The following is a 26,654-nucleotide window of genomic DNA, read 5'->3' on the forward strand; positions in this document are numbered from 1 at the left end:
CAAAGGCAGCTTTGCTACTATCAGATCCTATAGATTATTATTTTATGCCTAATTTTTCTTTAACAAAGGGCATAATATCATCAGAATCTTGATAATACAAGAGAACACCAACTCCAGTATCAAAAATATAGGTATAACCTTTTTCCTTTGCAACTGCTTCGATGGCTTTTTTAGCTTTGTTGATTAATGGCTGCAATAATTCTTGTTCTTTTTTAGACAAAAGTTCTTGCGACTGGTTTCTGAATTCTTCAATCCTAGTTTGTAAGTCTACCAGTTCTTTTTCTTTAGACTTTTTGACAGGTTCTAGATATTTTTCAGAATTTTCAAGATAATCCTGATATTTGGTCTGAAATTCATTGAGCATCATGTTCAACTGGTCCTGCAAATTTTTTGCATAATCATTCAAAACTTTTTCTGCAGAATCACGGCCAGGCATTACTTCCATTAAATCATTAGAATTAATATGACCTATTTTAATTTTTTGCTGACCGAAAATCATCATTCCACACATAATGAAAACCACAAACGCATATTTTTTCATACAATCAATTTTTGCAAAAATAAGAATTTATTTTTTGTAACCTAATTTTTGAAGAACTTCGTCACTTTTATCATATTTATCATTCGCATAGATGACGGTCGTTGAACCAGCTCTATCAAAAATAATTGCATAGTTTCCTTCCGTAGCAATTTGTTCGATAGCATTATACACCTTTTCCTGTATAGGACGAATCAGTTCCTGTCGTTTTTTGAAAAGTTCGCCTTCTGTTCCAAAATATTTTTTTTGCAATTCTTTGACTTCCTTTTCTTTGTTGATTATCTCTTCTTGCCTTTTCTTTTTCATCTCTTCACTAAGCAAAAAAGCTTCGTTCTGATACGCTTTATACATCTTATCAATCTCAGCATATTTTTGTTCAAGTTCTTTTTGCCATTGCAAACTTAATTCGTCCAACGTATTTAAAGCTTGCTGATATTCAGGAATGTGTTCAAGTATGTATTTCGTATCTACAAAAGCAAATTTTTGAGAAAGCAAAAAACCAGAACTCAAGAAAAAAATGCTCATAAAAACTAAAACTTTTTTCATATGATTCTTTTTTAATCAATTGACGAATTAATTGAGAAATGAAACTGTCCCTTAAATGGGTCTTGTATGCCAGGGATTTTATCAAAACCTATGCCATAATCTAAACCCAACAAACCAAACATAGGAAGGTAGACTCTTACCCCAAGGCCAGCAGAGCGTTTAACCTGAAAAGGTGTAAAGTCTTTAAATCGTAACCAAGTATCTCCACCTTCCATAAAAGCCAGAACAAAAATAGTTGCCATAGGGTTGGTCGATAATGGATAACGAAATTCCAACGTATACTTGCTGAAAATTGTAGCTCCCACTTGTCTCCCTTTAGAATCACGCGGGGTAAGTACCTGATTTCCATATCCTCGCATACCGATGATTTCACGTCCGTCTAAAGCAAAACCTGATAATCCATCTCCACCCAAATAAAATCTTTCGAAAGGCGACAAGCCAACATTAGCATTGTACATTCCAAGAAAACCATATTTTACCCTGAACATGAGGACTAAGTTCTGAATTAGCCTGGAGTAAAAAGTCATGGATAGTTTCCATTTATGATATTCAAGCCACTTGAATTTCTCTTCATCAGACATTTGAGAATAATCTCTTTTATTCATTAGCGAATAAGGGGGAGTAAATGCCGCAGAAATCGAGATATCTGAACCGCTTTTGGGAAAAATGGGATCGAAAGTCGAATTTCTTGAAAGAGTGATGTTTAAATTTATGTTGTTAGAACGTCCCTTGGTAAAAGTATAAGCTTCGAAAAAATCATCTAAATAATAATGTTGATAACCCAACGTGTAGAAAATGTTAAAATAATCATCTGGCCATTTAAGGCGTTTTCCTAGTCCCAAACTAATACCCGTGATTTTAATTACTTGCCTTTTTAATGTGTCGCCCGTTTCACTTAAAGTTCCATCTTTCTTTTTCGAAATACCATTGGTTTGTATGGAATGATAAACAGTAAAAGAGAACATATTGGGTTTTCGCCCACCTAACCATGGATCAATAAAATTAAAATTATAGCTTTGATAGTACAAGCCATTCGATTGTGCTCTGACGGAAACTTTCTGACCATCTCCAGAAGGTAGTGGCCTGTAACTTTTAAAATCAAGAAGTTTCCTAGCTGAAAAATTATTGAAAGAAAGTCCGAACGTCCCAACTATTCGTCCCATGCCCCACCCACCTGATAATTCCAACTGATCGTTCGAAGTCTCTTCAACAGTGTATTCCAAATCGACTGTGCCATTAACTGGATCAGGTTTGGGATTGACACCTATTTTTTCATTATTAAAATACCTAAGTTGCATCAATTCACGCTGCGAACGTATGATATCAGCCCTACTAAAAAGGTCGCCGGGTTTTGTTTTTAACTCCCTAAGTATAACATGATCATTTGTCTTTGTATTGCCAACTATAGTTACATCATTAATGATAGCTTGTTTTCCCTCATAAATTTGCAATTCAATATCGATCGTATCATTGTATATTTTCTTTTCTATGGGACTAACAGAAAAAAACAAGTATCCATCGTCCATGTATAAAGACGATATATCTTTTCCATTTGGATTCATGTAAAGACGAGTTTCGAGCCATTTTTGATTATAAGGATCACCCTTTTTTATCTCAAGAATATTTTTAAGTTGTTCGTCAGAATATTTTACATTACCACTAAAGGTGATATCACCAAAATAATATCTATTACCTTCATCGACAAATACGTATACAATCAAACCCTTTTCCCCACGAACGAGAGAATCTTTAATAATACTAGCATCTCTATATCCTTGTTCTCGATATTTCTGCAAAACAAGATATTTGTCTTTTTCAAAATCCGATCTAATAAGCTTTGAAGTTTTGAAAATTCCATAAATTCTTTTTTCTTTGGTATCTTTCATCGTCCTCTTGAGCTTACTCTCCGGTATAGCAGATGCTCCTATAAAATGTATTTTTTCAATTTTAACCCGTTTTCCTTTATTTATTTCGAAAGTTAATGTTTTGTAAGCACCACCGACAGAATCTGAACTCAAATAATATCTGACATCTGCCTCATAAAAACCTTTTTTTACAAAATAGTTTTCGATGATTCGTTGAGCATTGAGAATAGCATATGTCGTAAGGATGTCACCTTTTTTTAGATTTATTTTTTCTTTGATGTTTTTTGCTTCACTTTTCCGAAGTCCTCTGATACCAACAGCCAAAAGACGCGGCCTGTCTTTAATGTCAATATTGATATAGATAAAATTCCCTTCAACACGAGTAAGTGAAATTGTTACATTTTCAAAAGAACCATTCTTATATATTCGCCGAATAGCGTCTGAAAAAATATCGCTTGGTAACTTAACCTTTTGCCCAATACTTAATCCGGACAAGGTAATGATGAGATCCGGGTTGGATACATTTTCGCCCGAGACAGTAATGCCAGCAATTTCATACTCTTTTGGAATTCTGTAATCCAGATTTAGTAAAACTGTATCTTGCTGCGAAAAAATAAAAAAAGATGTTTGGAAGATAAATCCAAGAAAAAAAGAAAATTTATTCATCATGTTGAATTTGCTCTGAAATTTTTCCAAAACGCCGTTCACGAGAATAATAATCTGCCAGTGCTTTTTCAAATTCAGTTTCATCAAAATCGGGCCATAGAACTGGTGTAAAATAAAGTTCAGTATAAGCTAATTGCCAAAGTAAAAAATTAGAAATCCTTAATTCACCTGAAGTACGAATTAGCAAATCGGGATCAGGTATATCATTCGTATAAAGAAAACGAGAAAATAATTTTTCGTCAATATGGTCTAAAGTTATTTTTCCATCCAATACCTGACGACTAATCTCTCTGGCTGCTCGAACAATCTCACACCTTCCTCCATAATTTAAAGCTATGTTGAGCACAAGGGTAGAATTCTGGGCTGTTTCTTCCTGTAATTTATTGATCATTTCTTGAATATGCTTCGGAAATTTACTCAAATCCCCAAGTATGCGAAGTTTAATTCCACGACTAGTAAACTCCTCCCGTTCTGAATGCATTCTTTCGACAAGTAAATTCATCAACCCTTTTATTTCGTTTTCGGGCCTGTTCCAATTCTCAGTAGAAAAGGCAAAAAGGGTCAAATATTGTATTTTGTTTTTGATAGCAGTTTTAACAATGGTCTTGACTGTTTCAGCCCCTTTGGTATGACCTGCAATTCGTGATAAACCTTGTTTCTTTGCCCATCTTCCGTTTCCATCCATGATGATAGCTACATGCTGCAGAATCTTCTTAGTTCCCATGATTTATCGATTAAATATAGATTGATTTTGTTTTTTCAATTTTTGAAAAAGGCTTTTTCTATCCTTATTGCGTCTTCCTGAATAACACGATTCAGATTTATCCTTAATTTTGAAAGAACAAACTAATCCAGCCCACCCATACCAGTCCTTGGTTTGATGATTGCCCCGATCAAAATCTTTCTTGCCACCTGTCTCATAGTATGAAGGATCTGACAACAAAAGTGCATGAGCACCATTTTGAGATAAAATCACCTGAGGATCAGGATAGGTCTTACTACAATCATCCAAGTAGTCGGTAAACGTCATTCGCATGCCCCATTCGACTCCGAAGACAAAAGAACCAGTTACATTCCACTTTATACCCATCCCAAAAGGAAGACTCACTGTTACCAAGGAATAATTCTTTCTATCAGGATATGCCGTTGTTCCTTGTCCTTCGGTGCCGAACTGATGTAAATAATACGTTTCATCATTAATTATTGCAACTGGATTAAATCGAGTAAAAGTAATTCCTGTAAAAAGATAAGGTGTAAATGAGTATTTTTCAGAACCTATTATGAATTTCTTGTATGTCAACTCATAGATGCCAGCTAATTCAAGCAATGACGACTGAAAAGAAAGTTTCCTTTCAGGATAATAAGAAGAAACTTTATCATCCCCACGAATGGAACCATATAATACTTGCAGTCGCAGGCTCATTCGTGAATTAAAATTATATCTATACATCCCACCAGCAGAAGGTTGTGTCTGAAGAAATGGATATAAAGGGTTTAAATCACCCATGTAATACATTCCACCTGCTAAAATACCAATTTCGTGTTGCTGTGCAAACAAACCTGCAAATAAAGTATATAATATAACTGTCAGCTTTTTCATTAGATTTATTAACGGTAATTAGCTTTCTTTATTTTAAAATTAAACCCATTCAAATGAATGGGTGACAAAATTATGCAATTTTATGATGGATAAAAGGCTAAAATTTTGGAACCGAAAAACCTCCTTTTCTAAGTTTATAGTAAATAGTAATCTCAGCAAACAAATAGGCATCTTTGTATTTAGGATCACCGCGCTGTTCACCAGGTAAAGTTTGAGCCTCAATGAGACCAAGCGAAGGATCAGCAAGATAAGCAGCGATATCACCAAAATGAGCTCGTATTTCATCATTATCATAATACGTGGTACTTACATCATCAATATAATCAGTAAAAGTTTTTCTCATACCATATTCAAGACCAATAGAAAAATCACTCGTCAAAGAATAGCGGAAACCAATGCCAGCAGGAATACCTATTTGAAAACGATGATAAGGTTTTCGAGTTTCGACTAGGCCCTGTCCTTCTGTATGTAATGGCTTCAGGTTATGCCAGGATCCGTCAATGTATCGGCCTTGGGGGTTAAACCAGAAGAAAGCTATACCACTAAAAAGATATGTTTCAAAATTCAACTCTCTCCAACCACGAACTCTTCTAAAACGTGTTGCTTTTAATTTATAGCGATGCCCCTCTCGCTGGATCTGAGTAAGAAGTACTTCAAACTGCCCTGCAGTTTCAATGATAGGACTTCTAAAATTGAGATTACGATTATTCCGAATTGGTTCTTTAGTAAATTTATCATCGCCGTATAAATAACCAAAATGAAAATTTCCCCTTAAAAAAAAATATTTCCCTCCTCTATATCTATAACCCATACTTACAAGCGGTCGTGTTGATTTCCAATCAAGATCTCGAAGAGTATGAGTTCCTATTTGGTTGGCACCACCAAGGTCTCCAAGAAAGTTTGCAGCACCAATACCCACAACCAAAAAGCGCCTATCCCTTCTCCACATTTCATAAAACTGTGCATCCAAAAATAAAGGCATGAGCACTAACAACATTATCAACAATAGCATGTATTTTTTCATCATATGTATTTTTTTACAAAATTAATAACTTTTATATAAAAGAAAAATTTTTTTCAGTAGATTTTTCATCATTGCGTATATCTTCACCCCATTTCATCTTTTCCCTTAAAATGTTAAAAAAATTATCACCTGGCATTTCCAGAAAAGGAATAGTAAAAGGTGCCTTTTTAACAATTATTTCCACATCATTTTCCACAAAAAACTGCATGGAATCAGCTGAAACAACAAATCGCTTTGTCCTCCCTTCTGGAATAAATGATATCACATAATTATCAGGAATTACAATAGGTCTGACAGAAAGATTATGCGGAGAGATTGGAGTAATGATAAAATCATGAACATCAGGAGAAAGAATAGCTCCCCCACAACTTAAGTTATATGCTGTTGAACCCGTCGGTGTTGACACAATTATTCCGTCACTCCAATACGCATTGAGGTATGTACCATTGATGTACGTTTTAACCAAAATCATACTCCCAGTATCGGTTTTGTGAATACACACATCATTGAGAGCATAGTATTCTTTTCCTGTCAATTCTCGTGCATTGGCTATTTCAAGAACTGTTCTATTAGATAACCTATAATTACCCTCTATGAAATTCTCCAGAACCAACGGTAAATCTTCACGAGGTGTGTAAGATAAAAAACCCATTCGTCCAAAATTTATTCCTAAAATTGGAATATTCCTATTTTTTACAATATTAACCGTAGCAAGTAAGGTCCCATCTCCTCCCAAGCTGATTACCAAATCAGTTTCTTCATCCAGCAAGTCGTGATCATCTAAAAAAACCGTATTCTTTGGCAACTGAAAAGCTGAAATTAAATCTTTTTCAAGATTTTTTGGGAAAAAAATTCTTCCTCCGGTTTCCAAAACTTTTCCAATGATGTACTGGATTTCTTGATAATATATGGATTGGTATGACCTTGAATATACAAAAACATTCATGGTTACATATTTAAATATTTAAACAATAATTGTAATCGTTCCTCGAAAATATCCTGAGAAAAATTTTCACCGGAAAGAGCTAATACATGATAATTGAATCGTTCAAAATGTGGTAGAATATAACTCACATCTTGTGTATCCAATTTTAAAAAAACTTGCATCAGCATACTATCAGGACATGTATGAACGAAAGTAGCAAGCACGTGAGCATTGTTTTCTTCAATTATTGATGAGATATGAGTCAGGGAGTAATCTCTAACTGGTAACTCCAACATGATAACAGCTCCCGGATAATGTGCAGATAGAAGTTCCGAAATCGACTCAAGTAATGATAGGGGTGAACAATATTTAACAAAACGATTTTTTCGATCCACGATAGGTAAAACAGATAATTTATGGGTAATAAATAAATAAAGCAAATCCAACACGTTGTCGGAAATTTTTCCGAAAACAGAGATAATTTTTAAAGGTAGGGCTCCAATAGCTTGTTTACTTTTTTTGAAACCGAGTATTTCGTTTTCATCTATGAGACCAAGATACTCCTCATTATTAACAATAGCCAAATGATTAATTTTATAATCTCTGAATATTTGAAGTACCTCTGAAACGGTGGAACTTGTTTTCACCGTAGGTATGGCCTCTGGCTTTAAGTCTTTTGCAAAAAAACCACTCATATTACAAAAATATGATTTTTACATAATTGATGATTTTTTGTTTTTTTTGCAAAAAAATGACACGACTCAGTGTAAACATCAATAAAGTTGCAACACTAAGAAATGCAAGAGGAGGCAATGTACCTAATGTTCAGCAAGTGGCTGTTGATGCTCAGCGTTTTGGTGCAGACGGAATCACAGTTCATCCCCGTCCTGATGAACGACACATCAGATATAAGGATGTCTACGATCTCAAGCCTCTTATTTCAACCGAGTTCAACATCGAAGGCTTCCCTTCAGACAAATTCATGCAGCTCGTTCTTGACATACAACCAACTCAAGTTACTTTGGTCCCCGATCCACCCGATGCATTGACCAGCAATGCTGGATGGAAAATCAAAGAAAATCTTTCTTTTCTCAGAGAAGTCATAGAAGCCATCAAGAAGAAAGGTATGAGAGTTTCTATTTTTGTCGAGACTGATTTAGAAAATCTCAAATATGCTCCGGAAACAGGAACTGATCGAGTTGAATTATATACAGAACCCTACGCCAAACTTTTTCCCCAATCTCCTCGAGAAGCGATTATGCCCTACATAAAAGCAGCTACCTTCGCACAAAACCTGGGACTAGTAATCAATGCAGGTCATGACCTTAATTTGCAAAATTTACATTTTTTCATTCAAAATATTCCATGGATAGCTGAAGTCTCTATTGGTCATGCTCTTATCTCCGATGCACTATATTTTGGTTTGGAAAATACCATTCAAATGTATAAAAGGCAACTCATGGTATGACCTACAACATAAAAGGACGAATCATTGTTAAAAAAAGTAAAATAGAATCAATCGATCGTTTTCATCCATGGATTTTTTCAGGTGCAATAAAGACTGTTGAAGGTAATCCTGCCGAAGGAGATCTAGTAGAGGTTTATGATCATCATGATCGATTTCTTGCCATTGGTCATTACGGTAATCAATCCATTGCGGTTCGAATATTATCTTTCTCACCCATCAAAGATTTAGGAGATCTATTTCAAAACCGTATAAAATCAGCATATGATTTTCGCTGCCGATTGGGATTCCCATCTCATCAAACTAATGCATTTCGTCTCATTTTTGCTGAAGCCGATCTACTTCCTGGATTAATTATAGATTACTACAATGGGCTTGTTATGATCGAGTACCACAGCCGCGGCATGGTAAATCACGAAAATGAAATTTTACAAGCTTTGCTTAGCTTGCGCCATGACTTACCCATTTATACAGTGTTGGCTTATGAAAAAAATACACAACCTAGTTCTAAAAAATGCATATGGGGCAAAGAACCTTTCGAGGAATTATACTTTTTTCTAGAAAACGGTCTTACCTTTCTCTTGCCATGGAAAGAAGGTCAAAAGACAGGTTTTTTTCTCGATCAACGAGAAAACAGAAGTTTACTAAAACAAATATCTCAAAACAAAAACGTACTGAATATGTTTTCTTACACAGGAAGCTTTTCAATATATGCTTTAAAAGGCAATGCTCTTTCTGTTACGTCCGTAGATAGTTCACAGAAAGCAATAGAAGTATACCAAGAAACATTAAAGGTAAACGGGTTTTCGCAACAACCAGCATTTGTTGAGGATGCTTTTGACTTTTTAGAAAGTCTAGAACCTAACATGTTTGATATTATTGTTCTTGATCCACCAGCTTTTGCTAAACACATACAACATCGACATCATGCTTTACTTGGCTATAGAAGAATCAATGAACTAGCTATTAGGAAAATTAAAAAAGGTGGACATATTTTTACTTTCAGTTGTTCTCAGGCTGTATCTATGACTCAATTTATAGGAGCTATTACTTCCGCAGCCATCCATGAGGGAAGACATATAAGGGTTGTTTCTTATCTTAATCAATCTCATTGTCATGCATATTCTGTTTTTCATCCAGAAGGCTCCTATCTTAAAGGTTTATGGCTTTATGTAGAATAATTTTTTTTATTTTTGTACAATAAAAATCTAAAAAATGAAAAAAGTAGTTTTGTTTTTCGTCTTTAGCTTTATTTTTGTTTTTTTGCAAGCACAAGAACAAATAATCGATGATATAGATATCAAAGTTGACCTCAAGGAAAAAAAGCTTATGATTACCATCAAGGATGAAAAAGTTAAAAGCTACGATCTTGTGGTGTACAGAACTTATGAAGACGTCATTCTGTACCAAAATAACTTACGTGATAATCCCATCGTTTTTGATATCTCTCAGTGGAAACCAGGTATATACCATTTTAAATTTGATTACAATCATATTACCCAATTCCGCCATTTTGAGTTGGTCCCACTAGAATAACTTTTCAAATTATCATTTACAATGCAATCTTAGAGTGACTTCTAAATTGCCAAAAGCTATAACAAAATGGATGTTGGTGTTATCTAAAAAAATTATCATCTTGTTCAAAAATTTTCAACGTAAAATTTCTTATAAGCACAATAGCTATTCTCCAAAAGTAAAAACTTAAATTCCTAAAGTCATTCTAACCCCGAAAACCTTGGTGAATTACTCCCAAAAAACAAATAAGCTTGTACGTGAGAATTTGAAATTTATATTTTTTAAGGGAAAAAAAACAAAAATCATTACTAGGTGCAACGACACAGAGAATGGAAACAGCTGATCATCTCTGTCATTCTGTCCCTTAACGTAATTGAAAACGATATGATCCTGTCGATTATTAGACCAATATTTGCTCATACTTTAGTAAGCCCCATACAGCATTACAGTTTTTTACCAAGAATTATCCCATTGTAAATCAATGGGACACAAACTGTATTTGACACCATATCTCGCCCCGTTAACCTTACGTTACTCACTTGAATATTGCTAGCTGTGATCTTGAGAAGAAATAGAAATTAAGAAAAAATAACAATACTGCTTTCATACTTTTTTCAATGGTATGATGACTCAAGTGTTTTTTAAGCCTAAGTTCTTAAATTATTAGTGCCAATTAATAAATTGGTATAAAATTACGAGCTTCACTTCAAATTTAAATCTCAATTTAAATCAACTGTTCATTATATCACAAGCTCTTAGTTTTGATATGATTTATATCATTTTAATTTTTACTTGCTAAAAAAAATTACAATTTTGTAAAAATTTAAATTTAATGATCGAATACGCAAAACACATACTGCAGCAACAACACATGAAAGTGACACCACAACGACTTTATACACTTGTTTATTTTTTAAAAGAAAAAAATCATCCAACCGTAGATGAACTTCGTCAATATCTACAAACTTTCATTCCTAACATTTCTAAAACTACTGTGTACAACGTATTGGAAGATTTATCCCGTGCTAAAATTCTTGAAAAAATACCCACACTTGATGGAATCATCCGATACGACATACAAATTGAGCCACATCATCACTTGATAGACATATCGAATCATACCATCATTGATTTTAAAGACGAAGAACTTTTTGATGTGATCCAACATCATATTGCTCAAAAACTTGATGAAAAGTACGAGGTGGTAAACATACACGTCGAAATAGAAGTAAATCCTAAAAAACACGACATATGAAAACAAACAATTCCATAGGCATTGATATCATGAAAGCCTCAGAAATAGCTTCGAAGCTTAATCATCTGTTGGCAAATTATCAAGTTTTTTACCAGAATGTTAGAGGCTTTCATTGGAACATCAAAGGAGATAAATTTTTTGAATTACATTTAAAATTTGAAGAACTCTATACTTCTCTAGCGACTAAAATTGACGAAATCGCCGAACGTATTCTTACCCTTGGCTATACTCCCGATCATACATATTCTGACTACGTAGCCAAGAGTCAGGTTAAAGAAGTAAAAGATGTTTCCGAGCCTACACCTGCAGTCCAAAGTATTTTGGATGCTTTTTCCATCATCCTACCATTACAAAGAGAATTGCTTCAGCTTACGGCAGAAGCTATCGATGAAGGAACCAATGCTCTTATGAGTGACTACATCCGCGAACAAGAAAAACTCGTTTGGATGTACAGTGCCTACATTCAAAAAGTTTAACCTTTAAAACATTATAATTATGGAAAACACAGGAAGATTTCCTCTCATTGGCGAGCCAATGCCAGAGATGACCGTGCAAACCACTCACGGAGTTAAAAACATTCCCGCCGATTACAAGGGAAAATGGGTTGTTATTTTCAGTCACCCTGCTGATTTTACCCCAGTTTGTACCACTGAGTTCGTAGCCTTTGCTAAACGCTACGAAGATTTTAAAAAACTCAACACCGAATTGCTTGGACTTAGTATCGATCAGGTGTTTAGTCATATAAAATGGGTGGAATGGATCAAAGAAAAAGTAGGTGTAGAAATTCCCTTTCCTATCATTGCTGATTCGTTGGGAATTATGGCCAATAAACTGGGTATGATTCACCCGAAGAAAGGCAGTGAAACAACTCGCGCTGTCTTTATCCTCGATCCCAATGGTATCATACGCATCATTTTCTTCTATCCCCAAGAAATAGGGCGTAACATCGATGAAATTATCCGCTCCATACGTGCTCTTCAAATGCATGAAAAAGAAAAAGTGGCTATTCCAGCTAATTGGCCTAATAATGAACTTATCGGTAACAAAGTGATCGTACCCCCAGCCAAAAGTATTGAAGAAGCTGCTACACGCCTTAAAGAATACCAAGGCTACGATTGGTGGTTTGTCTATAAAGAAGTTAAGGAGTAGACCTACCTCCCTTTACCCCGTTTGAGCTGCCCATTGGGCAGCTTTTTTTTAATCAGTATTTCCTCGTATCTATGTAGCAAGTCTACTCATCAACTAAAAAAAATTTCGTGGTTTTACTTTTAAGTTCACCTAATTCTAATTAAGAATCAATTTCGAAACTCGTAACTTAAAATTATTCATATATTCATATTTGTAACGTTAAACCACAAACTATAATAACACATCCAGTAAATCATCTTGTAAATCATCTTTTATGTTTTTAAGAAAAGAAGACTTGTCCCTCCAGGTTTGTTAGTTGTTTTCCTCAAATGAAGATCCCCCTACTATTTTATCAACTCAGAATAGGTACATTAGAAAGTTTCATAAAACCTTTTCTTTTATTAGATAATTTAGATAAACGATTTTTTGATTTAAGCTAAATTTTTTTATATCACGTTTGAATTTTTTTACAATTCTATAATAAACTTTAGCAATTTCAATTAATCTCAATTAATTTTTGAGTAATTATAATACAAACTAGCGTAAAAACCCATCTTATCCCACAATCCAGAGAACCACCATCAATCAATTTGCCAAATAAAAAAAATGATAAATTAACAAAAGGTGGAGGCTGAAAACCACATTAAAAAACAGGGCTTTATTACCAAATTAATTCATCATTAAAAAAAGTAAAAAAATGAAAACAATAAAGTTAATTTATTTATTTATTACCATAATTGGAATCCATAATTTTGTTAGCGCACAATGCCAGCTAGATCAAAGCCAAACATACTCTAATGGCGGTAGAAGTGCCCGCAACATTCCTGGGGCTTATGAAGGTCAATCTTTCACAGTAGGAATTTCGGGTAAGCTTTGCAAAATTGAAATGCTGATGTTTAGCACTGTGCCTGGTCCTATGTCTGGTTCTGGAACTTTAAAAATATACTCAGGAAATGGAGTATCTGGCCCATTGCTTGCTTCGCAGACCGTTTATGTTTATGTTCCTTCAGGTGATGTATGGCAATCATGGACCATTTCTTCCCCTCCTACTGTTGTTGCTGGTTCCATTTATACATTTCAATTTATTCCAACTCAAGGAGGAGGACTGCCCGACCCTTATGGAGTACGCGTAAGTCTAACAAACGTACATCCAGGGGGAGTTGATCTTAATAATCCAACCGGTGATTTAGCATTTAAAGTTCATGTTCAAAGCTGTTCATTAAATGCAAATATTTACACTAATTCCCCAACATCCTTTTGTCAGGGAGGAAGTGCTATTCTTTATTCCTCTCAACAAGGAAGTCCCTTTACATATCAATGGTTATTAAATAATAATCCCATCAATGGTGCAACCAATTCAACATATACTGCAACTCAAACTGGTAATTATTCCTTGATATTAGACTCTCTTGGTTGTAAGGATACTTCTAATATTATTTCTATAACAGTATATCCATTACCATCGGTATCAATCAATCCAATTCCTTCATACATCAATTACTTTGCATCCCCCTTAACTTTAACAGGGAACCCTAATGGTGGAACATTTTCAGGTAGTGGAATTACAGGAAATATTTTCAATCCTAGTGCAGCCGGATTAGGAAAGCACACCATTTTTTATAATTATACAAACAATTATGGTTGTAGTAATTCAGCCAATGTTACAACTATAGTTTATGATACATTAGGTGTTGTATGCACGAGTTATGACACCATACTCATATCAGTTACAGATACATTGATAGTTGATGTAGTTCTTACAGGATTGCTCCCCCAAATAATATTAACACAATTCGTATTTATCCAAATCCGCTTCAACCCATTATATAGATAATGGAAATTATCTTACTATGTCAGGCTATACAATAAGAATTAGTAATAGCATGGGAGTCGTTGTATTTTCTCAGCCGATTAACCAACCATTATTTTACGTAGATCTCTCTACTTGGACTGGTCTAGGGATGTATTTTGTACATATCATCGATAATCTTAGCAATACAATTGAAGTAAAGAAAATAATTTTACAGTAAGGGTCCTCTATATAAAAGTTAACTTTGGCAACTGTCTTACCACAATTTAAATGGAAGTGATTATCATATTTTATCCTTTTTTGAGTTATGAAGAGGTTAGTAATTAAGTTTATAATGAACAATTAAAAAGATAGCATAAACTTCTGATAAATCTGAAAGTGCTTACAAGAAATTTGCAACAATAATGACAATTTTCATGAAAGCTTTATCATGTCAACCCCTTTCTACACAGAATCTATTATGTAATCTCGAACATGAAGTTTTTTGAAAATCCACGATTGTCCTATGATAGCAATTTTACGATTTGGATAATAGATGTTTCATGCCGTTGATTTAATCTTCAGCTATTTATAGCATAAATTCATCGTCGGTAATACGTTCTGAACATCCGCAACCCCTTTGGATCCAAGTCACCACACGATATTTGTTTGAAAAGCTTTCAAAGATATTTCTGTAAGATCTAGAATCGTTGTAGCTTCCATGCAGAATAAAAAGTGTAAGCTTAGTGGGGGCTCGGTGTGTACGTGAATGAGGCGTTCTCTGTCGGCTACGTTCATGAAAACGCTTGGTAAAATGGGATATCGATCTACGGTTGGCGAAACCAATACGCTAATGTTATCTACTTGTTCACAGCTTGTAAAAGCAAAGCTGCTATCAAGTACAAGTAAATCCTCTTCATTGCTTCTACTTTCTTGTTATAATGTCATTTGTAAAATAGCACATAACTTGTTTATATACGTACGAAAAGTAATCTAACACAGATGATGTTTAATGGATTAAAACAAATTTTGGCAAGATTTATTGATTATAAATTTATATAAAAATTTCAATTTACTTACAAACGAATAAAATATAGTCCAAGATTACCATGAGCACTAACTATGCCCCAGACATAAACGTGTATTCGTAATTTAATTCTAAAAAAATTGCTGCTAGACGTGTACGAATTTACAGTGTATTGTGCTTTTTACAATGGGTAAACACATAGTGAAGTAAAGGAATATTCTTTCTTAACTCCATCCATAAAGCTGATGTGGGTATATTCACAATCACAAGGAGCAGAAGAACTAGCGATAGAAAGAAAAGGAAGACTAGGATATATGTATAGAACATTTAGAGAAGTTAGATTTTAAGTTCATTTTACTGAATCCATTATTTATAAAGTAAATGTTTGGCAGGAAGTACGATGTAAAAAAGATGTCCAATAGAGACATTGCTTTAAAAGGATTATTTGCAGTAGTCTTGTTCCTGATGAGAGCATACGGAAGTTGTATATTTAAACAATACTTCAGCAATGACATACCTCAATATCATAGGAAAACAGAACGGAACTTAGAGATGGGGGCAAGTGATACCCAGTTTTGAAAACAATATATCAAAGAAATAGTATGCTTGTTATAGAAAAAATAATTTCAGGAGCAACAGAAGCCGCAGAACTTCTTAAGTGTGTAAACAGACAAAAAACAAACACAATTTCATAGAAAAAAATAAAACCTTTCAAAAAGCCTATTTCAAATTTCAAAAAAAAAAAATAAAATGTGATAAAATAAAATTTTATATTTTTGCCAATGATAAATTTTAACACTATGAGTTATATTACAAGTTATTTTGAAACAGTAGAAAAATTAAGCAAAGTCTTTAAAAAAAATAAAGACTTCAAAGAATCTATTGCTAGTCTAAGTGATTTTTTATTCGGCTTAAAACAAGAAATAGAAGATGGTGAAGAAATAACTGGTAAACTCTCTGAATGGATTAACGGCATTGAAAGGCTTCATAAACTTGGTTTATCTCCTAATGCTATCATAGATATCTCTAACTCTTTAAACGAAACTTTCGACATATACGATGACGACTATGACGATGATGACGACTATGACGATGATGACGACTATGACGATGATGACGACTATGACGATGATGATGACTATGATGATGATGATGACTAAAAATTATACTTGCCCGTTTGTTACATTAAAAGTTTTTCCTTAATTCGAGCTGTGAGTAATAATTTTTTTCTTGTAAGAAAGCGTTAAATAACGCGTAAGAGTATTTGTTGCATACTTTGCTATATGTTAAAAATATACTTGCATTCGTAAAAATCTTCTACGCTGAAGCTTTTGTTTCTGTATTTAAAGCATTAGTAAAATATAACAAGAAAAAATTATTTTTGAAATTCAGCAATTGTTAAACTCAGTGGTAATGGATATAGTGAAAAGTAGGGATGAAGCTATTTACCGAATTCGGCGTAAGATATTCTCGTGTGCTGGTAAGATTTAGCCGTAGTAAAATTTAGCGAGGAAAGCAGGTATATTTGTTCAAAATGTGTAGTAGTCTATCTATTTCGTATTACAGCAAACAGTTGGTTGCATGTTTCAAGAAATCGCAGTTGTTGTCGTTCTATATGTTGTTACATGTAAGAAGGTTGCAATACAAAGAAGTGTGCGGGATTGACTGAGATATTTATGAATTCGTTCGATTGCTCATAACATATTTACAGCTTTAGTCATTGTGAGGAGTGAAGTCCAACTTACCAAAGGAATTGTCGAAAACCATGATTTTTACCTGACTTATTCGAAAAAGGTAAACGAATTTAATATCGACTTGCATAGAAATAGCGTCGGCTGCTACTTCAGAATAATAGATCACAAAAAAATTTAAAGGGGAAAATAGAGTATACAATAACCCAATGAGGGTAAATTGTCGTGGTTGCATAGGAAAATGAACATCGTGTATGCATTGGTAAAAGATTGGATAACGAGCGAATTCTTATAACGAGTCAGCAACTACAATTCATGTTAGAATAAAATCAAGCAGTGGTAAAATGGTCATAGAAGTATGCGTATGCAACAAATCAATTAGCTAATTGGAACATTATAAACATTTTTAGATGATTTCCTTGTAGTTTCTACACAATAACTGTAAAATCGGCTATAATCATATCACGAAAAGCACATTGCCCATCGTTAAAATTGCAAGTTCCATTGTTTCTTCTACTAATACAACATATTGAATCAAAAAAATGAGTCTATAATGAATACACTACTGAGAATAGGACCAGATTAATTTATCTAGTCATATCATTTTTTTCTTAAATTTGTCAGGAATTTTTTTCTAAAAATTATTCGAAATAAAAAGTAATTAAGATTCGACACCGTAAAAGTTGGTTTGATCTTGTCACACAAAACGTAATGGATTTAAGTGATTTAAGTGTTTACTGCCAGGGATTTAAAAACTTTAGTCATTTTTTGTATGTTAGTTCTAAAAAATTTTTTACTACTGTCGCTTGATATTTTTTTTAATATTTTTTGTGTAACACATTAAGCAGATTGAGTATGAGAAATTTTCTAAGTTTATTTTTTTTAATGTTTTCAGTAAGCAATGTTTTTGCTCAAAATGAGACAAAAACGAGTGTTAAATTTTCAGGATTTGTAAAGACCGACATTATTTACGATACGAGACAATCATCGCCTGCTAATGCTTTACGAGAAGGTCACTTTTATCTTTTTCCAGACAGCATTCTTCGTGACTCTGATGGCAAAGATATAAACGATAATGATGTTTTTCATATACTAAGCATACAGACAAGGGTTCGCGCAAGCCTCACGGGTCCAGATGTGTTAAATGCAAAAACAAGTGGCTTGATCGAAACTGAATTTTTCGGAACTGGAGAAGGTGATATGAATGGTTTGAGATTACGTCATGCATTTTTAAAACTTAATTGGCCAAAGACTGAATTAATGATAGGGCAATTTTGGCACCCTATGTTTCCTGTTAATGCAATTCCTGGAACAATATCGTTTAATACAGGTGCACCATTTATACCTTTTTCAAGAAATCCCCAAGTTAAATTAAGTTATCGATTTATTCCATCTTTTTCTGTAAATTTTACTGCTTGGAGTGAAAGGGATTTCACAAGTACTGGCCCTGCTGGACCATCGAGCAGATATTTAAGAAACTCTGCAATACCCGGGCTAAATGGGGAATTTGTAATTAAGCTAGATTCAATTCAATTCCTTTTTGTTGCTGGCGCTAATTATTTTGAAATAATTCCCGAACTTAAAACCGATTCTAACTACTATTCTAATAGTAAAGTTTCTGCCCTATCTTTCTATGGTTATCTCCAACAAAAAATTAAAAACTTCACATCAAAAATAGGAGCCAACTATGCGCAAAATGCACATAACATCATGATGATCGGAGGGTATGCTGCTTGTGATATTTTAGACACAGTAAAAAATATAAAAAAATACACAAGTTTTGTGACAGGAACTATTTGGGCCGACTTTCAACTAAATTTAGCGAAGTGGCAATTAGGTATGTATTGTGCTTATGCGAAAAATATGGGGACTCTATGCGATTTAAAAACAGGTTCAAAAACATACGTACGTGGCCAAAATATAGATTACTTATATCGCATTTCTCCCAGAATTTCATATGTAGTGGATAAAGTTATGTTTTCAAGTGAAGTAGAAATAACCAACGCAGCATATGGCAAGTTACAAAATAATGGCAAGGTAACAAAAACCCACGATGTTAGTAATATTAGGCTTTTGCTTGCCGTTTTTTACAACTTTTAAACCGAAAAAAATTAATATTGTTTCAAAACCATCTCATTTCTAATGTTTCTTTAAAAAAATTTTTTTATTTATTTTACAATCCTCCAATTAGAAAATAAATGAAAATAGCTGTTATTTCAGATGTTCATGAAGACGTTGAAACTCTCGAACTTGCTTTCAGAAAAATTGAAAAGATAAAAGCAGATGAAATAGTTTGCTTGGGTGATATTATTGGTTTTAGTGTACCTTATCATAAGCATTTATCTTCTAGAAATGCAAATAAGTGCATTCATCTTCTATCTACTTATTGCAAATACGTAATTGTTGGCAATCATGATCATTATGCCCTGAGAAAACTTCCAATGCATATTCCATATACTTTTGTTCCCGATAATTGGTATGAGCTTACATACGATAAAAGGAAAGAAATATCAAACAACAAAATTTGGTTGTATGAAGAAAATGAACTCTCACCGTTATTAAATGAAAAATCATTGGAATGGCTCAATAGCTTACCAGAATTTGTTATCGCTAATTTTGGCAATCTTAATATTTTTTTTTCACATTATATCTATCCCGATATCACAGGATTTTCAGCCGAACACATGACTTTTTTAAAAAATTTTAAAATGCATTACGATTTTGTCCGACAGAATAACGCTCAGATAAGTTTTTTCGGTCATTTACACCCAACTAAAATGTTGATTTTTCAAACCAATGGAAAAATATTATACAAAAAAAATTCAAGAATAGATGAAACCTTGGGGGTTTGCTTACCCCCTATTGTGAGAAATGATTATAGATCTGGTTTTATATGTTTAGACCTGCAAAAAAATAAAATAGAATTACATTACATATGAAATATTTGAAAATTGTAAAAGGTCGGTTTCAAAATTTTTTCATCAAAATAGTATTCCCATCATTTATAACTATAATTCTTTTCAGTAGCTTCTTATTTCTTTTTCTCAAACCAAAGTTTGAAAAAACAATAATGGATAAGAAAAGAGAGATGATAAAAGAACTGATTAATGCTACCATCAGTATTCTCACAAAGTACCATAACGATGTAGAAGAAGGAAAACGATCCTTAGAGGATGCTCAAGCAATGGCACTTCAAGAGATAAGAGCATTACGTTACGGGATTGATAACAAAGATTACTTTTGGATCATTGATACTCAGCCAAAAATGATTATGCATCCGTACGTATTGGATTTAGTTGGAAAAGATTTAAATAATTATTCTGATCCTACGGGAAAAAAACTCTTTGTTGAAAGTGTTAAGCTAGTTAAAAAGCAAAAAAGTGGCTACATTGAATATATGTGGCAATTTAAAGACGATTCAACACTCATTTTACCAAAAATTTCTTACGTGAGTTTATTTGAACCATGGCAGTGGATCGTTGGTACAGGCGTATATATTAACGATGTAAAAAAAGAAATATCTCAATTAACTAATGAACTCATTGTCACTAGCTTAGTTATTACAATAATTATCATACTAATAATATCTTTCGTAACATTCCAATCATATAAAATTGAAGCTAAACGATTGAATGCTGAAGAGATGCTTAGAATATCTTATGAAAAATATAAATCTTTGGTAGAAGCATCTACCGAAGCTTTAGTCATGTTAAAAGATTTCAACGTAGTACAAACCAATGAATTGTTTGTTCAAATGACACAAGATAATAATTATTATGGTAAAAACATAGCGAATTACATTGATCTACCAAGTGATGTAAAAAACAAGATGATACAAAAATCGACTACATTCGACCCTTTTGAAACTATTCTTAAAACACAAAATAACGAGTACAAAAACATACTCATCAATATTTCTGCAGTTTCTATCATGAACGATATATATTACATTTTTACTATTCGTGATATTGGTTCTTTAGCTAGTACTAAACAACTACTTTCTCAGATTTATGAACAAATAAAAACTTTGCTTGATAGCTTGAATATTGGTTATGTTCGAATTAGCATTGATAAACGTGCACAATTATTAGACGCAAATATAACAGCGTTGAATATTCTTCATATCAAAACACTAGAACAACAAGACAAATTTTCGTTTATCTCGCTATATGTTGATCCCAACGATGAACTAAGTATAAGACAAGAATTAAAACAAAAAGAACAAATCAATAGAAAATTGATTAAAATAAAAACAGCTCATCATAAAGAAAAAGAAGTCTTTATCACTTTAAAATTAGTAAAAGACAATGCTAATAATTTCCTACATTGTGAAGGTATTATTGAGGATAAAGCTAATGTTTATAACTATTTTTCAACGTGGAATATTCCAAGCATTTTTAATATGAGTAGCAGATTAGACCAATTTCTGCTACCACTACAATTTGTCAATGACACAGCCACCTTTACAACTGTCATTAATTTATTAAACGATTATGATTATAAATACCTAATTGTAAAAGATAAAAACGACAATAAAATTGGATACATTACCGTAGATGAAATACTTTTCCCATTAACAAATTACATAAATTTTCATGAACTCAGAGCCTTTCAGATTATGAAGTCACCCTTAACAATAGTACAACATTCTCATACTGTTGGTAATGTAATAAACATCTTACGTAATAATCATCAAAGGCTTGCAATCATTGAAAAGGAAAATACAGAAGTAGGTGTTTTCTTACTTTCCAACTTTTATGAAAAAAATTACCATAAGTCTTTGAGTTTTTTGGAAGAGTTACAATATGCCAATTCGATCCAGAAACTTAGAAAGATTAAAAATGAATTTGATAGAGAAATAATTAAAATCATTCTCAACAGTGATGATTGTCTACCTATTTTTTCGATTTTAAGTGAATTACACGATTTGATAGTTCAAAAAATTATTTCTGAAGCTATTAAAGAGTTAGGGACACCACCATGCAGGTTTTCATTTGTTGTTTTAGGGAGCGAAGCAAGAAGGGAACAAACACTTGCAACTGACCAAGATAATGCCATCATATATGAAGATACCTCAACTTCTAACGAAACCCATTCATATTTTATAAAATTCGGCGAATTTATTACCAAAGTTTTAGATGATTTAGGCTACAAATTTTGTAAAGGCAACAATACTGCAGCTAATCCCAAGTGGACCCAACCGATTTCAGTTTGGAAATCGTATTTCTTTGAATGGATAAATAAAGGCAATCCTAAGGACTTATTAGATATTAATATTTTTTTTGATTTAAGAACTATATATGGAAATGAGTCATTAAGAAAACAATTAATTAATCACATTCAACAAACAACTCTTTCGAATAAAGCATATCTATCACTTTTAGCGCAAAATATTTCTCAAACAAAAATTTTTATATCAAACAATGTAAAAATAAAAGAGTTCATTTCCTTAATTGTTAATGCCATTAGAATATATTCACTAGCCAATAATATAGGAGAAACATCCACAATAAATCGTTTAAATATTCTCAAACATAAAGGGATTATTACGCCAGATTTACACTATAATTTGGTGGAATCTTTTAAATTTTTGAATTTACTAAGATTAAAACATCAAGCCAAACAATTATTACAAAAAACAAGTCCTAATAATACCATTGAATATACTTCTTTAAACGACTTTGATATAACACGTTTAAAATTTTCAATACACATAATTCATTTGCTTCAAAACAAAATCTCAAATGATTACAAAACTTATTTACAATAAATTAATTGATCTTAAATTTACTTGTTTTTAGCAAGTTTTACACTAAAGTAATGAGAATTAGAACAAGATGCTTAAGGATTATTTGCAACTTTTTTGTGAGTCAGTAAAGAGACTACGATCAAAACTACAAATGAAGCCGGAATGGAGAATATCCCAGGATTATCAATAGGAATTGGAGCATCAGCTGGATTCAGGCCATATTGTCCGAACATGGATGGTGAGAACAAAATAATACCCACTGATGTAATAATTCCAGTTAAGATCGAAGCAGAAATACCCTGTGCTGTTGTTTTATTCCAGAATAAAATCATGATTATTGCTGGTAAGTTAGCTGATGCAGCTATAGAAAACGCTAATCCTACCAAAAACGAAACATTCATACCCTTAAACAAAATACCCAGCAAAATAGCAATAATTCCCACTGAAAATGCCGCAACTCTGCCAGTAAAAACCTTTGCTTTTTCTGATAGATTTTTATTAAGATAATTGTCAATAAAATCATGAGCTATTGCTCCAGACGAAGCAACAATTAAACCAGCTACTGTTCCAAGTATTGTGGCAAATGCTATAGCTGTTATAAAAGCAAATAAACCTATGCCAAAATATTTTGCTAACAGAGGTGCTGCCATATTAGAACTTTCTACATCAAGTACTCCATTTATCATAGCTCCCAAACCCATGTACATGGTTAATATATAGAACAAGCCTATGGCCGCTATTGCCACAATAGTTGATCTTCTCGCATCTTTTTGACTTGGAACAGTGTAATATCTAATTAACACGTGAGGCAGGGCTGAGGTTCCAAAAATCAAAGCCAACATTAATGAAATAAAATTAAGTTTTTGCCAAATGGTTGCATCTTCCAATTTATAAAATAAACCTGGTCTCAAAACGACTGAACCAGGTGTAACATTTTGATACCATGCCATTACTTTATTTTCACCATCTTGAAACGAAACTTTAGTAAATCGTACGATTTGACTTTGCTCTATCCAGGAAAAGAAATTTATAGGATTCAACGGACCAGAAGACTCTACTTCTTTGCCATCTTCATTAACAATTTTAGCTAAATGACCTACTTGATAAAACTTGCGCTCCTCTTTGGGAGCACCATTATAAAAAACACCCTTTGAATTTACCACTATGGAAAACATTTCAACAATTTTGAAAGTATCTTTACCTTGAGGAATTAAATTAAAATATCTTTCTCGTCCTTCAAATGTTACTTTTGCAAATAGCTTATCCTTGACATGAATTACATCTAAAAACTTTATGTCCGCATTATCCTCAACAAAATATCCATCATCAGTTTTTATGACAGTGGCAGTTGCAAAATCGTGATATTCTTCATAGGGTTTTTTGTTTAGACCGTTCACTAAAACACTGACAGTTAAAATAATTGAAGAAAGCAACAACAAACCTCCTTTAATAAACTGAACGTACGTAGTAGAGGTCATGCCTGCTGTGGCTACTATAATAATAACAATACTTCCAACAATCAAAACTCCTAACCAGTGGGGTAAACCTAACAAAGGAACAACGAGGTCGCCAGCCCCAACCATTTGGGGTATGAGATAAAATATCGAAACAATCAATGTTGAAATTGAAGCAGTCAACTTTATTCCACGAGAATTAAACTTTGCATCCAAAGCATCTGTAAAAGTATATTTCCCTAATCTTTTTAGAGGTTCAGCCACAATAAATAAGGCTACAATCCAACCTGCTAGAAAACCTATCGAGTACAAATATCCATCATAGCCAAAAAAAGCAATCATTCCACATATTCCTAGGAAAGATGCTGCCGACAGATAATCCCCTGCAAATGCTATTCCATTCACACTCCAATGTATGGTTCCACCAGCTGCATAATATCCAGAAGCAGATTTTGTTTTTTTTCCAAAATAAAAGGATAATCCTAAAACTAAAGCAACAAAAATGATAAAAATTACGATAGCCTAAATAGAAACATCATAAACCATAACTTATTCCTTCTTATTCATTTGTTTTTCATACTTCCAACAAATGAGATGATATATGTATCCCAGAATAATGGCTACAATTATTAAACTAAAGCCATATACAATAGCTAAATTCAATCCAAACACTACTTTTACTCCCATCCATGAAGGATAAGTAATACTTATGTAAGTAAAACCACTGTAAAATAAAAAATAAGCAATAAATTACTTTACACCCAATGATGCTTTCTTTTTGGATGCTTTGTCTTCTCCTAATTTTACTGCTGGTCCATGCAACATATTTGTTTTTTTTATAATTTACGCCCACAAATGTAAGTAATACTTTCAAAAAAACAAAACATTAATTAGAATTTTTGTTTGATAAAATTGTTTTTAATTTTAAAAATGGCTTTTATACATTTTTAAAAGGAATTCGAATATCTTAATTGATAAGTTAGTACGAAACAAATTTAGTTTTAGCTTTTGTTGCTTTTTTTTCTGCAAAAAATAACTACATGCCTGAAAATATTTTAAGGTTTCAAGATATAAGATAACTTTTAAGTTTCTATAAATACTAAACTTTGACTAACTTTATCTTTACAAGTGGTGGATATTTCAAAAACTTTTTTCGTTAATGTTAAAAAACAAAAGACAGACTATTTTATTCAAACATTTTTCAAACCTCGTCAACCTTTCCGTTTGCAGATTATATGAACAACATTAATTTTAGCTTACATCTAAGAGAACAGTCTTACAAAAAGAGGTAAAAAGCATCATTGAATGTAAGTATGACTTTGTAAACTTTTTCCGAAGGCTTAGCTCGGGTAAAACTCAATTATAAGTGGGGATATATAGACAAAAATGGCACAGAGTATTGGAAAGATTAATCCGATCGAGAAAGCTATCACGTAGCCTTATTCTTAGCTACTACGTTCATGGATTAAACAAAGCATGCATGTTTTTGCAGCTATATCTCACAGGTGTACTTCTTTGCTCGCCGGTCTGATTCTGCTCCGAAAACATCGCTCAACGTCGAAGCGTCGTTCGATTCCCTTCCATCCTACTGCAAAACTTACATGAAATTTTTTTAAACTAATTAACGTATTTTTATTGCAAATCAAATTTTTTTATACTATCTTTGCCACCACCACATCACCCATTCAGCTACATGGAAAAAAAACCAACATCTCTTAGAACATTAGCTTCAAACCATCGGGCATCTCTTCTTCATCAACGACCTCCTTCAACAGCTGAAATCAACGTAATCTTATCCCTTTTCTTCCTCGACCCATTGAAACTTTCAGCCACGAATGCCTGCCAGAAAATAGCACAAACCGCGGCAAATGCTCCGATCGACCACCCCTCCCCACCATTCGGACTCAATTAAAATAAAGCCTATTAAACACATCACATATGTAAAACCCAAAAAAAAGGAGGTAAATATGAAAAAAGAAAAACAGAAAATGATCGTAAAAAGTTTCGTGAGCTTAGTTTTTTTGGGATTTTTAGCCCAGACCGTATTCCTCAAAGCTCAAACCAACGACCTACCAGACCTCATCCCCTACCGCAAAGGGTATAAATGGGGATTCTGCGACAAAAACAAGAAAATAGTGATTGAATGTAAGTATGATATGGTATCCTCTTTTTCCGAAGGCTTAGCTCTGGTACAACTCAATGGCAAATATGGTTTCATCGACAAATCAGGTAAAGAAGTGATAACCTTCAAATATGATGTTGCATATGATTTTTCCGAAGGCTTAGCTCGAGTAATACTCAATAAGAAGTGGGGGTTCATCGATAAATCAGGTAAAGAAGTGATACCCTTCAAATATGATTGGGCAAAGGATTTTTCAGAAGGCTTAGCTCTGGTAAAACTCAATGACAAATATGGT

General features: G+C 33.2%; 25 protein-coding genes. 15 read left to right on the forward strand and 10 right to left on the reverse strand.

Going from position 1 to position 26,654, the window contains the following annotated elements; genetic code table 11:
- Positions 1-37: 37 nt before the first annotated feature.
- From N2Z72_04360 to N2Z72_04395, 8 genes are all read right to left on the reverse strand, one after another.
- On the reverse strand, positions 38-541 hold the full coding sequence (locus tag N2Z72_04360) for an OmpH family outer membrane protein (GenBank protein ID MCX7696911.1): 504 nt from the start codon (positions 539-541) through the stop codon (positions 38-40).
- A 27-nt stretch (positions 542-568) separates the two neighbouring features.
- Positions 569-1,084 carry an OmpH family outer membrane protein gene (locus tag N2Z72_04365; protein ID MCX7696912.1) on the reverse strand — a complete coding sequence of 172 codons (516 nt, stop codon included), beginning with the start codon at positions 1,082-1,084 and terminating at the stop codon, positions 569-571.
- An 11-nt stretch (positions 1,085-1,095) separates the two neighbouring features.
- Positions 1,096-3,618: an outer membrane protein assembly factor BamA gene (gene bamA / locus N2Z72_04370; GenBank protein ID MCX7696913.1), complete on the reverse strand. Its 2,523-nt coding sequence runs from the start codon at positions 3,616-3,618 to the stop codon at positions 1,096-1,098.
- On the reverse strand, positions 3,608-4,339 hold the full coding sequence (locus N2Z72_04375; protein MCX7696914.1) for an isoprenyl transferase: 732 nt from the start codon (positions 4,337-4,339) through the stop codon (positions 3,608-3,610). Before N2Z72_04375 ends, bamA begins: the two co-directional genes overlap by 11 nt.
- 3 nt (positions 4,340-4,342) lie before the next feature.
- Complete coding sequence (locus N2Z72_04380) at positions 4,343-5,215, reverse strand: DUF6089 family protein (GenBank protein ID MCX7696915.1); 873 nt, start codon at positions 5,213-5,215, stop codon at positions 4,343-4,345.
- 97 nt (positions 5,216-5,312) lie between these two features.
- A complete protein-coding gene (locus tag N2Z72_04385) occupies positions 5,313-6,239 on the reverse strand; it encodes a DUF6089 family protein (protein MCX7696916.1) in 927 nt (308 codons plus the stop codon).
- 31 nt (positions 6,240-6,270) lie between these two features.
- Positions 6,271-7,185, reverse strand: coding sequence for an NAD kinase (locus tag N2Z72_04390; protein ID MCX7696917.1), 915 nt, complete (start codon positions 7,183-7,185; stop codon positions 6,271-6,273).
- A 2-nt stretch (positions 7,186-7,187) separates the two neighbouring features.
- A complete protein-coding gene (locus N2Z72_04395) occupies positions 7,188-7,859 on the reverse strand; it encodes a CBS domain-containing protein (protein ID MCX7696918.1) in 672 nt (223 codons plus the stop codon).
- 56 nt (positions 7,860-7,915) lie between these two features.
- Between N2Z72_04395 and N2Z72_04400 the strand changes: the two genes are divergently transcribed.
- From N2Z72_04400 to N2Z72_04445, 10 genes are all read left to right on the forward strand, one after another.
- The gene (locus N2Z72_04400) at positions 7,916-8,632 is read left to right on the forward strand and encodes a pyridoxine 5'-phosphate synthase (GenBank protein MCX7696919.1); all 717 of its coding nucleotides are present in this window, start codon (positions 7,916-7,918) and stop codon (positions 8,630-8,632) included.
- Positions 8,629-9,810, forward strand: coding sequence for a class I SAM-dependent rRNA methyltransferase (locus tag N2Z72_04405; GenBank protein MCX7696920.1), 1,182 nt, complete (start codon positions 8,629-8,631; stop codon positions 9,808-9,810). The genes N2Z72_04400 and N2Z72_04405 overlap by 4 nt, the downstream gene beginning before the upstream one ends.
- Positions 9,811-9,844: 34 nt before the next feature.
- Positions 9,845-10,165: a hypothetical protein gene (locus tag N2Z72_04410; GenBank protein ID MCX7696921.1), complete on the forward strand. Its 321-nt coding sequence runs from the start codon at positions 9,845-9,847 to the stop codon at positions 10,163-10,165.
- 811 nt (positions 10,166-10,976) lie between these two features.
- Positions 10,977-11,399: a transcriptional repressor gene (locus N2Z72_04415; GenBank protein ID MCX7696922.1), complete on the forward strand. Its 423-nt coding sequence runs from the start codon at positions 10,977-10,979 to the stop codon at positions 11,397-11,399.
- Positions 11,396-11,875: a DNA starvation/stationary phase protection protein gene (locus N2Z72_04420; GenBank protein MCX7696923.1), complete on the forward strand. Its 480-nt coding sequence runs from the start codon at positions 11,396-11,398 to the stop codon at positions 11,873-11,875. Before N2Z72_04415 ends, N2Z72_04420 begins: the two co-directional genes overlap by 4 nt.
- A 19-nt stretch (positions 11,876-11,894) precedes the next feature.
- On the forward strand, positions 11,895-12,548 hold the full coding sequence (locus N2Z72_04425; protein ID MCX7696924.1) for a peroxiredoxin: 654 nt from the start codon (positions 11,895-11,897) through the stop codon (positions 12,546-12,548).
- Positions 12,549-13,224: 676 nt separating this feature from the next.
- Positions 13,225-14,361: a hypothetical protein gene (locus N2Z72_04430; protein MCX7696925.1), complete on the forward strand. Its 1,137-nt coding sequence runs from the start codon at positions 13,225-13,227 to the stop codon at positions 14,359-14,361.
- Between the two features lie 16 nt (positions 14,362-14,377).
- The gene (locus N2Z72_04435) at positions 14,378-14,557 is read left to right on the forward strand and encodes a T9SS type A sorting domain-containing protein (protein MCX7696926.1); all 180 of its coding nucleotides are present in this window, start codon (positions 14,378-14,380) and stop codon (positions 14,555-14,557) included.
- Positions 14,558-15,754: 1,197 nt separating this feature from the next.
- Entirely contained in the window at positions 15,755-15,922 is a 168-nt protein-coding gene (locus N2Z72_04440; protein MCX7696927.1) for a hypothetical protein, read from the forward strand.
- A gap of 221 nt (positions 15,923-16,143) precedes the next feature.
- The gene (locus tag N2Z72_04445) at positions 16,144-16,503 is read left to right on the forward strand and encodes a hypothetical protein (protein MCX7696928.1); all 360 of its coding nucleotides are present in this window, start codon (positions 16,144-16,146) and stop codon (positions 16,501-16,503) included.
- A 553-nt stretch (positions 16,504-17,056) separates the two neighbouring features.
- On the opposite strand, the gene N2Z72_04450 is transcribed toward N2Z72_04445, so the two are convergent.
- Positions 17,057-17,203: a hypothetical protein gene (locus tag N2Z72_04450; protein MCX7696929.1), complete on the reverse strand. Its 147-nt coding sequence runs from the start codon at positions 17,201-17,203 to the stop codon at positions 17,057-17,059.
- A gap of 686 nt (positions 17,204-17,889) precedes the next feature.
- Between N2Z72_04450 and N2Z72_04455 the strand changes: the two genes are divergently transcribed.
- The 3 genes from N2Z72_04455 to N2Z72_04465 all read left to right on the forward strand — a co-directional run bounded on the left by N2Z72_04455 (position 17,890) and on the right by N2Z72_04465 (position 22,804).
- Positions 17,890-19,134, forward strand: a complete 1,245-nt coding sequence (locus N2Z72_04455) for a hypothetical protein (GenBank protein MCX7696930.1) — start codon at positions 17,890-17,892, stop codon at positions 19,132-19,134.
- Between the two features lie 98 nt (positions 19,135-19,232).
- Positions 19,233-19,973 carry a metallophosphatase family protein gene (locus N2Z72_04460; protein ID MCX7696931.1) on the forward strand — a complete coding sequence of 247 codons (741 nt, stop codon included), beginning with the start codon at positions 19,233-19,235 and terminating at the stop codon, positions 19,971-19,973.
- Positions 19,974-20,104: 131 nt separating this feature from the next.
- Positions 20,105-22,804, forward strand: coding sequence for a cache domain-containing protein (locus N2Z72_04465; GenBank protein ID MCX7696932.1), 2,700 nt, complete (start codon positions 20,105-20,107; stop codon positions 22,802-22,804).
- 71 nt (positions 22,805-22,875) lie between these two features.
- Here N2Z72_04465 and N2Z72_04470 read toward each other — a convergent pair whose 3' ends face one another.
- Positions 22,876-24,741, reverse strand: a complete 1,866-nt coding sequence (locus N2Z72_04470; protein MCX7696933.1) for a cation acetate symporter — start codon at positions 24,739-24,741, stop codon at positions 22,876-22,878.
- A 1,189-nt stretch (positions 24,742-25,930) separates the two neighbouring features.
- Between N2Z72_04470 and N2Z72_04475 the strand changes: the two genes are divergently transcribed.
- Complete coding sequence (locus N2Z72_04475; GenBank protein MCX7696934.1) at positions 25,931-26,149, forward strand: hypothetical protein; 219 nt, start codon at positions 25,931-25,933, stop codon at positions 26,147-26,149.
- Between the two features lie 55 nt (positions 26,150-26,204).
- Positions 26,205-26,654: WG repeat-containing protein (locus N2Z72_04480; protein ID MCX7696935.1), on the forward strand; the 450-nt coding region annotated here is incomplete at its 3' end.

The organism is Bacteroidales bacterium (assembly GCA_026418905.1).
GTDB lineage: Bacteria > Bacteroidota > Bacteroidia > Bacteroidales > DTU049 > JAOAAK01.

What these genes read in the sequence shown, in the direction of transcription:
- N2Z72_04380 (MCX7696915.1), bottom strand. Translation starts at nt 5,215, where the DNA reads ATGAAAAAGCTGACAGTTATATTATATACTTTATTTGCAGGTTTGTTT.
- N2Z72_04475 (MCX7696934.1), top strand. Translation starts at nt 25,931, where the DNA reads ATGGAAAAAAAACCAACATCTCTTAGAACATTAGCTTCAAACCATCGG.
- N2Z72_04465 (MCX7696932.1), top strand. Translation starts at nt 20,105, where the DNA reads ATGGATAAGAAAAGAGAGATGATAAAAGAACTGATTAATGCTACCATC.
- bamA (MCX7696913.1), bottom strand. Translation starts at nt 3,618, where the DNA reads ATGATGAATAAATTTTCTTTTTTTCTTGGATTTATCTTCCAAACATCT.
- N2Z72_04375 (MCX7696914.1), bottom strand. Translation starts at nt 4,339, where the DNA reads ATGGGAACTAAGAAGATTCTGCAGCATGTAGCTATCATCATGGATGGA.
- N2Z72_04400 (MCX7696919.1), top strand. Translation starts at nt 7,916, where the DNA reads ATGACACGACTCAGTGTAAACATCAATAAAGTTGCAACACTAAGAAAT.
- N2Z72_04395 (MCX7696918.1), bottom strand. Translation starts at nt 7,859, where the DNA reads ATGAGTGGTTTTTTTGCAAAAGACTTAAAGCCAGAGGCCATACCTACG.
- N2Z72_04365 (MCX7696912.1), bottom strand. Translation starts at nt 1,084, where the DNA reads ATGAAAAAAGTTTTAGTTTTTATGAGCATTTTTTTCTTGAGTTCTGGT.
- N2Z72_04390 (MCX7696917.1), bottom strand. Translation starts at nt 7,185, where the DNA reads ATGAATGTTTTTGTATATTCAAGGTCATACCAATCCATATATTATCAA.
- N2Z72_04445 (MCX7696928.1), top strand. Translation starts at nt 16,144, where the DNA reads ATGAGTTATATTACAAGTTATTTTGAAACAGTAGAAAAATTAAGCAAA.
- N2Z72_04415 (MCX7696922.1), top strand. Translation starts at nt 10,977, where the DNA reads ATGATCGAATACGCAAAACACATACTGCAGCAACAACACATGAAAGTG.
- N2Z72_04435 (MCX7696926.1), top strand. Translation starts at nt 14,378, where the DNA reads ATGTCAGGCTATACAATAAGAATTAGTAATAGCATGGGAGTCGTTGTA.
- N2Z72_04455 (MCX7696930.1), top strand. Translation starts at nt 17,890, where the DNA reads ATGAGAAATTTTCTAAGTTTATTTTTTTTAATGTTTTCAGTAAGCAAT.
- N2Z72_04405 (MCX7696920.1), top strand. Translation starts at nt 8,629, where the DNA reads ATGACCTACAACATAAAAGGACGAATCATTGTTAAAAAAAGTAAAATA.
- N2Z72_04440 (MCX7696927.1), top strand. Translation starts at nt 15,755, where the DNA reads ATGTCCAATAGAGACATTGCTTTAAAAGGATTATTTGCAGTAGTCTTG.
- N2Z72_04410 (MCX7696921.1), top strand. Translation starts at nt 9,845, where the DNA reads ATGAAAAAAGTAGTTTTGTTTTTCGTCTTTAGCTTTATTTTTGTTTTT.
- N2Z72_04460 (MCX7696931.1), top strand. Translation starts at nt 19,233, where the DNA reads ATGAAAATAGCTGTTATTTCAGATGTTCATGAAGACGTTGAAACTCTC.
- N2Z72_04425 (MCX7696924.1), top strand. Translation starts at nt 11,895, where the DNA reads ATGGAAAACACAGGAAGATTTCCTCTCATTGGCGAGCCAATGCCAGAG.
- N2Z72_04385 (MCX7696916.1), bottom strand. Translation starts at nt 6,239, where the DNA reads ATGAAAAAATACATGCTATTGTTGATAATGTTGTTAGTGCTCATGCCT.
- N2Z72_04420 (MCX7696923.1), top strand. Translation starts at nt 11,396, where the DNA reads ATGAAAACAAACAATTCCATAGGCATTGATATCATGAAAGCCTCAGAA.
- N2Z72_04360 (MCX7696911.1), bottom strand. Translation starts at nt 541, where the DNA reads ATGAAAAAATATGCGTTTGTGGTTTTCATTATGTGTGGAATGATGATT.
- N2Z72_04430 (MCX7696925.1), top strand. Translation starts at nt 13,225, where the DNA reads ATGAAAACAATAAAGTTAATTTATTTATTTATTACCATAATTGGAATC.